Source organism: Candidatus Binataceae bacterium (assembly GCA_035650475.1).
GTDB lineage: Bacteria > Desulfobacterota > Binatia > Binatales > Binataceae > JAKAVN01.
The window spans coordinates 184,181-191,233 of sequence record DASRHP010000001.1 but is presented as its reverse complement, the minus strand read 5'-3'; the positions used below and the strand labels follow the sequence as shown (position 1 = coordinate 191,233).

The window sequence follows — 7,053 nt, the reverse complement described above, 5'->3', positions numbered from 1 at the left end:
AAGCGGCTTTACATGGATACTGTGACCTACGAACCGGGTCCGCTGAAGCTGTGCTTCGAGACGATGGGGGCCGATCAGCTAATCCTCGGCACCGACCATCCGCACGGGCCGTGGGAGCGGCCGACCAAGCTGCTCGACGAGCTGCAGTGCAGCAGCGCGGAGCGCGAGAAGATCATGCACGGAAACGCCGAGCGGCTGTTCCGCCCGGCCTGAGCGACTACAGGTCGCCGCCGCTCGTATCGTCGCCGTCATCGCCGCCCGCGTCGGGGTCGCCGCCCTTCTCGAGCTCCTCGACCGCTTCGTCGAATTCGGGGCCGGCGAACTCGTCGCCCATCTCGCGGCCCATCCGCTTCATCATCCGCGCGACGCTCTTCGGATCGCTCTCGTCGATATCGCCGAAGTTCGAGGGATCGGCGAGGGCGTCCATCCGCGCCTCGTCGCTGCGCGGCATCGCGAAGCGCGACATCAGCCGGCGCATCTCGGCGGCGCCGCAGTGGCGGCATTTCGCATTCACGCGCTCGCTCGCGCGCAGCGTCAGGATACTGGTGCGCTTGCCGCATCGCGCACATTCGTACTCGTAAATCGGCATCGCCCGCCCGTTGGTCCTTGCACGGATCAGTCTACCCGCACCGCGCGCTCCGGCAAGCGGGGTCGCTTTGATTAACGGGCTCGGGTCGGCATACTTACGCCCGATGGGGGATCTGAGCCTGATGTGGCGCAACACCCGGATGGTGGTGCTGTGCGCGATTTCGGCGGCGCTATACGCGGCCGTGCTGGTGCCGTTCAAGGTCGTTCCGCTGATCCCGGGGGTCACGGAGCTGCGCCCCGCCAACGCGATTCCGGTGGTCTGCTCGTTCCTGTTCGGACCGGCGGCGGCGTGGGGCTCGGCGATCGGCAACATGATCGGCGACTTTTTCGGCGGCGTCGGCCCAGGCGACATCTTCGGCTTCTTCGCCAACCTCTTCTTCGGTTATATCCCGTACAAGGCATGGAACGTGATTGCCGAAGGGCAGAGCCCGGTTGTGCGCTCGCCCGGCGCGATCGCGAAGTACGTCGGCGTATGCCTCGCGGCGAGCGTGCTGTGCGCGGATATCGTCGGATGGGGCGACAACCTGCTCGGTTTTCGGCCCTTCGCCGTACTGGGCAACATCATCGTGTTGAACAACCTGGCCTCGGCGCTGGTGCTCTCGCCGCTCATCCTGATCGCGGTCTATCCGCGGGTGCGGCGCGGGCGGATGCTGTACGGCGACGTGATGCCCGAGTTCAAGGAAAGGCCGCGCCGGGTGCGGGCGGCGGGGCTCGCGATGCTGGTCGCGGGCGAGGCGGGAGCGTGGCTGCTCGGCAATCTGATTTCGACCGGCCACTGGGCGCCCGCCTTCCTCTCCGCGGCGATGGCGCAGCCGCCGTATGACAAGGCGATCGCGATCGTGGTCAGCCCATTCATCCTGCTCGCAGTCGCCGGCGTGGGGCTGATGTGAAGACCGGCGCACCCGCCCCCGAGGCGCTCGAGCCTGCACCGCCGGACGATGCGGGCGGCGGTGCGCCTGCGCCGGACGCATCCGATGCGCACGCCTCGGCGGATACCGCCGCGCTCGAAGCGGTAACGTACGTATATCCCGACGGCGAGCGCCCCGCGCTCAGCCGGGTCAGCCTGGCGCTCGCGCGCGGCGAGATGGTGGGCGTGATGGGTGCGTCGGGAGCCGGCAAATCGACGCTCGCCAAGTGCCTCAATCGGATCGTGCCCGAATTCGAGGGCGGCAGCTTCGAGGGCGGGGCGCGGATTGGCGGCCGCCGGCTCGACGGTGCGCGCGTGTGCGAGGTTGCGTCGCAAGTCGGGATGGTGTTCCAGGACTTCGAGGCGCAGCTCTTCTCGACCAACGTCGCCCACGAGGTCGCCTTCGCGATGGAGCAGATCGGGATGGGCCGCGACGAGATGGTGCGGCGTATCCGGCCGGCTCTGGAAGCGGTCGGACTCGCCGGCTTCGAGTATCGCGACCCGACCTCGCTCTCCGGCGGCGAAAAGCAGCGGCTCGCGATCGCCTGCGTGCTCGCGCTGCGCCCCGAGGTGATCGTGCTCGACGAGCCGACCACCGATCTCGACCCCGAGGGCAAGGCCGAGGTCTTTGCGCTGATTCGCCGCCTGCGCGCGCAGGGGCTCAGCCTCGTTGTGATCGAGCACGAAGCCGAGGTGCTGCGCGATGCCGACCGCCTGGTGCTGATGCGCGAAGGCGAGATCATTGCGGCCGGGCGGCCGGATGAGCTGATGACGCGGATCGAGCTGCTCGAAGACTGCGGAGTGCATCCGCCGGGCCTCAACCGCGTGCTCGCCGCGATCGGAATGCCCGCGCATGCATCGAGCGTGGAGGAGGCCGAAGCGATGATTCGCCGAGCGCTGCCGCGCCTGGGCGGCGCGCCGCCGCGGCCGGACCCGCGGGTCACGTCCACGGCGTCAAACGCGCAACTGTCGCAGGATACGGTTGCACATCCCGGTCCGCCGCCGCTGGTTGAGGCGCGCGGGCTGTGCTTCAGCTATCCCGACGGTCCGACGGTGCTCGACGCGATCGATCTGAAGATCGCACCGGGCGAGTTCGTGGCGATCATCGGCCAGAACGGCTCGGGCAAGACCACGCTCGCCAAGCATCTGGTCGGCCTGCTACATCCGGTTTCCGGCACCGTGATGCTGCGCGGGCGCGACCGCACGACAATGCGCCCGGCGGAGACCGCGCAGGAAGTCGGCTACGTCTTCCAGAACCCAGACCATCAGATTTTCGCCGCGACCGTCGAAGACGAGGTGGCCTTCGGGCCGCGCAACTTCAAGCTCGCGCGCACCGAGATCGAGCAGCGCTGCGCCGAGGTGCTGCGCGCGGTCGGCCTGGAGGACGCGCGCGCGCGCGACCCGTTCCTGCTCGGCAAGGGTGAGCGCCAGCGGCTGGCGGTGGCGAGCGTGCTCGCGCTGCGCCCGCGCCTGCTGATTCTCGACGAGCCGACGACCGGGCTCGATTATCGCGAGCAACGCCGCATGATGGGTCTTATCAGCCGGCTCAACCGCGAGGGGATCGCGATCGTGATCATCACGCACACGCCGTGGTTGGTCGCCGAATACGCGCGGCGGGTGGTGCTGATGCGCCGGGGGCGCAAACTGTACGATGGCGGGGTGCGCGAGTTCTTCACCCGCGACGAGCTGCTCGCCTCCTCGTCCTTCCGTCCGCCCGAAGTGACCGAGCTTGCCCGCCGCTTCGGCGCGGTCGCGCTCACGCCGGAGGAGCTCGCAGCCTGGCTTCGAGCGCAGGGCTGATGCCGATCTTCCTGTATATCGACCGCGGCACCTTCATCCATCGGCTCCATCCGACGGTCAAGGTTTTCGCGCTGTTCGTGATGTTCTGGTCGGTGTACTGGGTCGACCATCCGCTGGCGCTGCTGCCGCTGGGGTTGCTGATGCTCGCGCTGGCGCAGATCACGGGATCGTGGCCCAACTTCTACAGGCTGCGCTGGCTCTTCATCCTGGTCGTTTTCTTCACCACGCTCGCGTGGATGATTTTCTACCGCCAGGGGCCGCCGCTGATTAACCTTCCGCTGTTCCATCTGAGCCGCGCCTCGCTGGTCTTCGGCTTCGGGCGCGGGCTTAAGCTGGCCGAGCTGCTCGCGACCTCGGTCCTGTTCCTGTCCACGACCAAGGTCGAAGAGTTCACCGCCGGACTGGCGCGGCTTGGCGTTCCTTATCGGGTGGGATTCGCGGTCACGCTCGCCTTTCGGCTGGTGCCGCTATTTATCGATGCGGCGCTGACCGTGGTGCAGGCGCAGAACCTGCGCGGGTACGAGTTCAACCGCGGCGGTCCGCTGGAGCGGGTCAAGCGCTACGTGCCGGTGGTGATTCCGGTCTTCATGGGCGCGCTGCGTAAGGCCAACGCGATGGCGATGGCGCTGGAGGCGCGCGGCTTCGGGATGAGCCAGCAGCCGACGAGCTTTATCGACTATCCGGTCGAGATGGGCGACGTCGCCGCGGCGGCAGCGCTGTTCGCGCTCGGCGCGCTGTACTTCATGATTTACTATACTGGCTACGGTGCGATTGCGCCGGTCTGAGCGCGCCCGGCGGGCGTTTGGGCGGTGCGCATCGAGCGTGCTAACTTCGCCGTTGGAGGGCGCTTTTGACGACTTGGCGTCGATGCATCTGAGCAAGACGGTTTCCCCTTTTTCTTCAGGGAAGGGGCCGGCGGCCAGGTCGCTACACGGCCCGGATCTTTTTTGCGAGAGGAGACACGCCTGACACCAATGCTGTTCGTGATTATCGGTCATGACGGTCCCAACGGGGCGGCGCTCAGGCCCTCGGTGCGTCCGCGCCACCTGGCATATGTCGGACCGGTGGCGAAGGCCGGCAAGATGGTGATCGGCGGGCCATTCACCGACGGCAGCGGCAGCCTGATGATCGTGGACATGGAGAGCGAGGCGGCGGCGCTCGAGTTCGCGCGCAACGACCCCTACGTGCGCGAGGGTGTGTTCGAGCGGGTCGAGGTTAAGCCGTTCCGCAAGGTGCTTCCCGAATAGGGACGCGGTGGACGGTCGGATGGGAGGAGCGCTGGCAGGACTGAAAGTCGTCGAGCTGGGCGAGATGGTTTCCGCGCCGTACGGGGCCAAGTTGATGGCCGACATGGGTGCGGAAGTCATCAAGATCGAACGTCCCGGCGTCGGCGACCGCGCACGCACGCGCGGCCCGTTCCCGGGCGGCCAGAGCCATCCGGAGAAGAGCGGCCTCTTTCTCTATCTTAACACCAACAAGCTCGGCGTGACGCTCGATGTGGCGCGCCCCGAAGGCTTCGAGCTTTTCGAGCAGCTGATCGCAGACGCCGACGTCCTTATCCATAATGTCGCGCCGACCGACATGGACCGGATCGGGCTCGGCTTTGAGCGCCTGCGCCGGCGCAATCCGCGCCTGGTGATGACCTCGATCACGCCGTTCGGACTGAGCGGGCCCAAGCGCAACTGGCGCGCCGAGGACCTCACGCTGTGGAGCGCCGGCGGGATCTGTTACATCAACGGCGGCGGCCCCGAGCATCCGGAGATGCCGCCGCTCAAGACCTTCGGCCAGCAGTCCGGTTTCCAGGGCGGCGTGCACGGCGCGGTCGCAACGATGGGCGCGGTGTTCGCGCAGATGCGCGACGGCGAAGGGCAGCACGTCGAAGTTTCGATCCAGGAGACGCTGGTCTCGATGATGGAGCTGTTCTTCGAGTACTGGCCGTACATGGGAATGGTCGCCTCGCGGCTGGGGCAGAAGCCGATCCAGCCGCTGGAGGTGATGGAGTGCCGCGACGGCTACATCTTCGTCTGCTGCGTCGAAGAACATCAGTGGCGCAACTTCGTCGAGCTAATGGGTAATCCGGAATGGGCGAGCGAGCCGCTGTTCGCCGACCGTCTGAGCCGCGGCGTCAACTGGGACGCGCTCAAGGTGTTCCTCGACGAGTGGGTGCGCCAGCAGAGCGTGCTCGATCTTTATCGCAAGGCGCAGGCGCGCCGGATTCCGTTCGCGCCGGTCTCGACGATGGGCGATTTGCTCAACTCCGAACACTTAAAGGCGCGCGGCTTCTTCGTCGAGATAGCGCAGCCCCTCGCGGGCAAGCACAAGTATCCGGGTGCGCCGTTGAAGTACAGCCGCACGCCATGGGAGATTCGCCGCCCGGCGCCGATGCTCGGGCAGCACAACGAGGAGATCTTCGGCGCGCGGCTGGGAATCGCCCCGGCGCGACTGGAAGAGTTGCGCCGCGCGGGCGTTATCTGAACGCGCCGCGGGACGAGGGTTCGGCGGGAGATCGCGATGGCGAAGCTTCCACTGGAAGGCGTGAGAATCGCCGACTTCACCTGGGTATGGGCAGGGCCGTACTGCACGCTCCAACTGGCCCATCTTGGCGCCGAAGTCATCCGCGTCGAAACTCGCACCCGCCCGTGCGTGACGCGCCTACTGCCCCCGTGGCCCGAGGGCAAACCGGGTGGAGTCAACCGCTCCGGCTACTTCAACCAGTACAACCAGGGCAAGCTGTCGCTGACGCTGAACTATGCCAAGCCCGGCGCGCTCGAGGTCGCCCATCGCCTGGTCAAGGCGAGCGACGTGGTCACGAATAACTTTGCTGCGGGCGTGATGGACAAGCTGGGGCTCGGCTATCAGGCGCTGCGCAAGATCAAGCCCGACATCATCATGATCTCGCTTTCCGGATACGGCGACACCGGGCCGTATCGCGAGTACGTGGCTTATGGTCCTGCTCAGGTGCCGCTGTCGGGGTTGTCGTCGCTGACCGGGTACAAGGGATGGCCGCCGATGCATTCGGGCTTCAGCTACGCCGACCCCAACGCCGGGGTCCACGGCGCCTTCGCGATCCTCGCCGCACTCTACCATCGCCGCAAAACCGGCGAGGGACAGTACATCGACATGAGCCAGTGGGAATGCGCGATGGACCTGCTGGCCGAAGGAATCCTGGAATACACGATGAACGGGCGCGAGCCCGAGCGCGACGGCAATCGCGACCCATTCATCGCGCCCCACGGCGTGTTCCCTTCCAAGGATCGCTTTCAGAACTCGGGCAACCTGGTTGATATGTGGGTCTCGATCGTCTGCGCCGACGACGCCGAATTCGCGCGTTTGGCCCGCGCGCTCGGCCGTCCCGAGCTGGCAAACGATCCGCGCTTTGCGACGGCCGCCGCGCGCAAGCGCAACGAGGACGAACTGGAGGCCGCGATCAGCGCCTGGACGCGCGAGCGTACTGCGGCCGAGGCCGAGCAGATCCTGCAGGCGGCGGGCGTGGCGGCCGCAATCTGCGCGCCCAACAAGGTGGTCTCCGAAGACAGGCATCTTGAGGAGCGCGGCTACTTCGTTTACCTCGACCATCCGGAGGTCGGCCGCCAGCAGCATTGCGGGATCCCGTGGCGGATGAGCCGCACCGAGTGCAAGGTGCGCCGCCCCGCGCCGCTCATCGGCCAGCATACCGACGAGGTGCTCACCCGGATGCTCGGTTACAGCGCGGAGGAGGTCGAGCGGCTGCGCGCGGCCGGCGCGCTGGAATAACAAAT

Annotated in this window: 8 protein-coding genes; 7 read left to right on the top strand and 1 reads right to left on the bottom strand. The window is 67.0% G+C overall.

The window, feature by feature from the left end:
* On the top strand, positions 1 to 213 hold a 213-nt coding region (locus tag VFB33_00845), incomplete at its 5' end, for an amidohydrolase family protein (protein ID HZO80214.1).
* 4 nt (positions 214 to 217) lie between these two features.
* Here the strand turns inward: VFB33_00845 and VFB33_00840 are convergent.
* Entirely contained in the window at positions 218 to 589 is a 372-nt protein-coding gene (locus VFB33_00840; protein HZO80213.1) for a zinc ribbon domain-containing protein, read from the bottom strand.
* Positions 590 to 710: 121 nt separating this feature from the next.
* Between VFB33_00840 and VFB33_00835 the strand changes: the two genes are divergently transcribed.
* The 6 genes from VFB33_00835 to VFB33_00810 all read left to right on the top strand — a co-directional run bounded on the left by VFB33_00835 (position 711) and on the right by VFB33_00810 (position 7,048).
* The gene (locus tag VFB33_00835; protein HZO80212.1) at positions 711 to 1,478 is read left to right on the top strand and encodes a QueT transporter family protein; all 768 of its coding nucleotides are present in this window, start codon (positions 711 to 713) and stop codon (positions 1,476 to 1,478) included.
* Complete coding sequence (locus VFB33_00830) at positions 1,475 to 3,295, top strand: energy-coupling factor transporter ATPase (protein HZO80211.1); 1,821 nt, start codon at positions 1,475 to 1,477, stop codon at positions 3,293 to 3,295. The genes VFB33_00835 and VFB33_00830 overlap by 4 nt, the downstream gene beginning before the upstream one ends.
* Positions 3,295 to 4,080: an energy-coupling factor transporter transmembrane component T gene (locus tag VFB33_00825; protein HZO80210.1), complete on the top strand. Its 786-nt coding sequence runs from the start codon at positions 3,295 to 3,297 to the stop codon at positions 4,078 to 4,080. Before VFB33_00830 ends, VFB33_00825 begins: the two co-directional genes overlap by 1 nt.
* 162 nt (positions 4,081 to 4,242) lie before the next feature.
* The gene (locus VFB33_00820; protein ID HZO80209.1) at positions 4,243 to 4,542 is read left to right on the top strand and encodes a YciI family protein; all 300 of its coding nucleotides are present in this window, start codon (positions 4,243 to 4,245) and stop codon (positions 4,540 to 4,542) included.
* A 19-nt stretch (positions 4,543 to 4,561) separates the two neighbouring features.
* Positions 4,562 to 5,770, top strand: coding sequence for a CoA transferase (locus VFB33_00815; protein HZO80208.1), 1,209 nt, complete (start codon positions 4,562 to 4,564; stop codon positions 5,768 to 5,770).
* A 36-nt stretch (positions 5,771 to 5,806) separates the two neighbouring features.
* The gene (locus VFB33_00810) at positions 5,807 to 7,048 is read left to right on the top strand and encodes a CoA transferase (GenBank protein ID HZO80207.1); all 1,242 of its coding nucleotides are present in this window, start codon (positions 5,807 to 5,809) and stop codon (positions 7,046 to 7,048) included.
* Positions 7,049 to 7,053: the final 5 nt, after the last annotated feature.

Coding starts and splice junctions, on each gene's coding strand:
- VFB33_00840 (HZO80213.1), bottom strand. CDS start 589: ATGCCGATTTACGAGTACGAATGTGCGCGATGCGGCAAGCGCACCAGT.
- VFB33_00835 (HZO80212.1), top strand. CDS start 711: ATGTGGCGCAACACCCGGATGGTGGTGCTGTGCGCGATTTCGGCGGCG.
- VFB33_00825 (HZO80210.1), top strand. CDS start 3,295: ATGCCGATCTTCCTGTATATCGACCGCGGCACCTTCATCCATCGGCTC.
- VFB33_00815 (HZO80208.1), top strand. CDS start 4,562: ATGGGAGGAGCGCTGGCAGGACTGAAAGTCGTCGAGCTGGGCGAGATG.
- VFB33_00810 (HZO80207.1), top strand. CDS start 5,807: ATGGCGAAGCTTCCACTGGAAGGCGTGAGAATCGCCGACTTCACCTGG.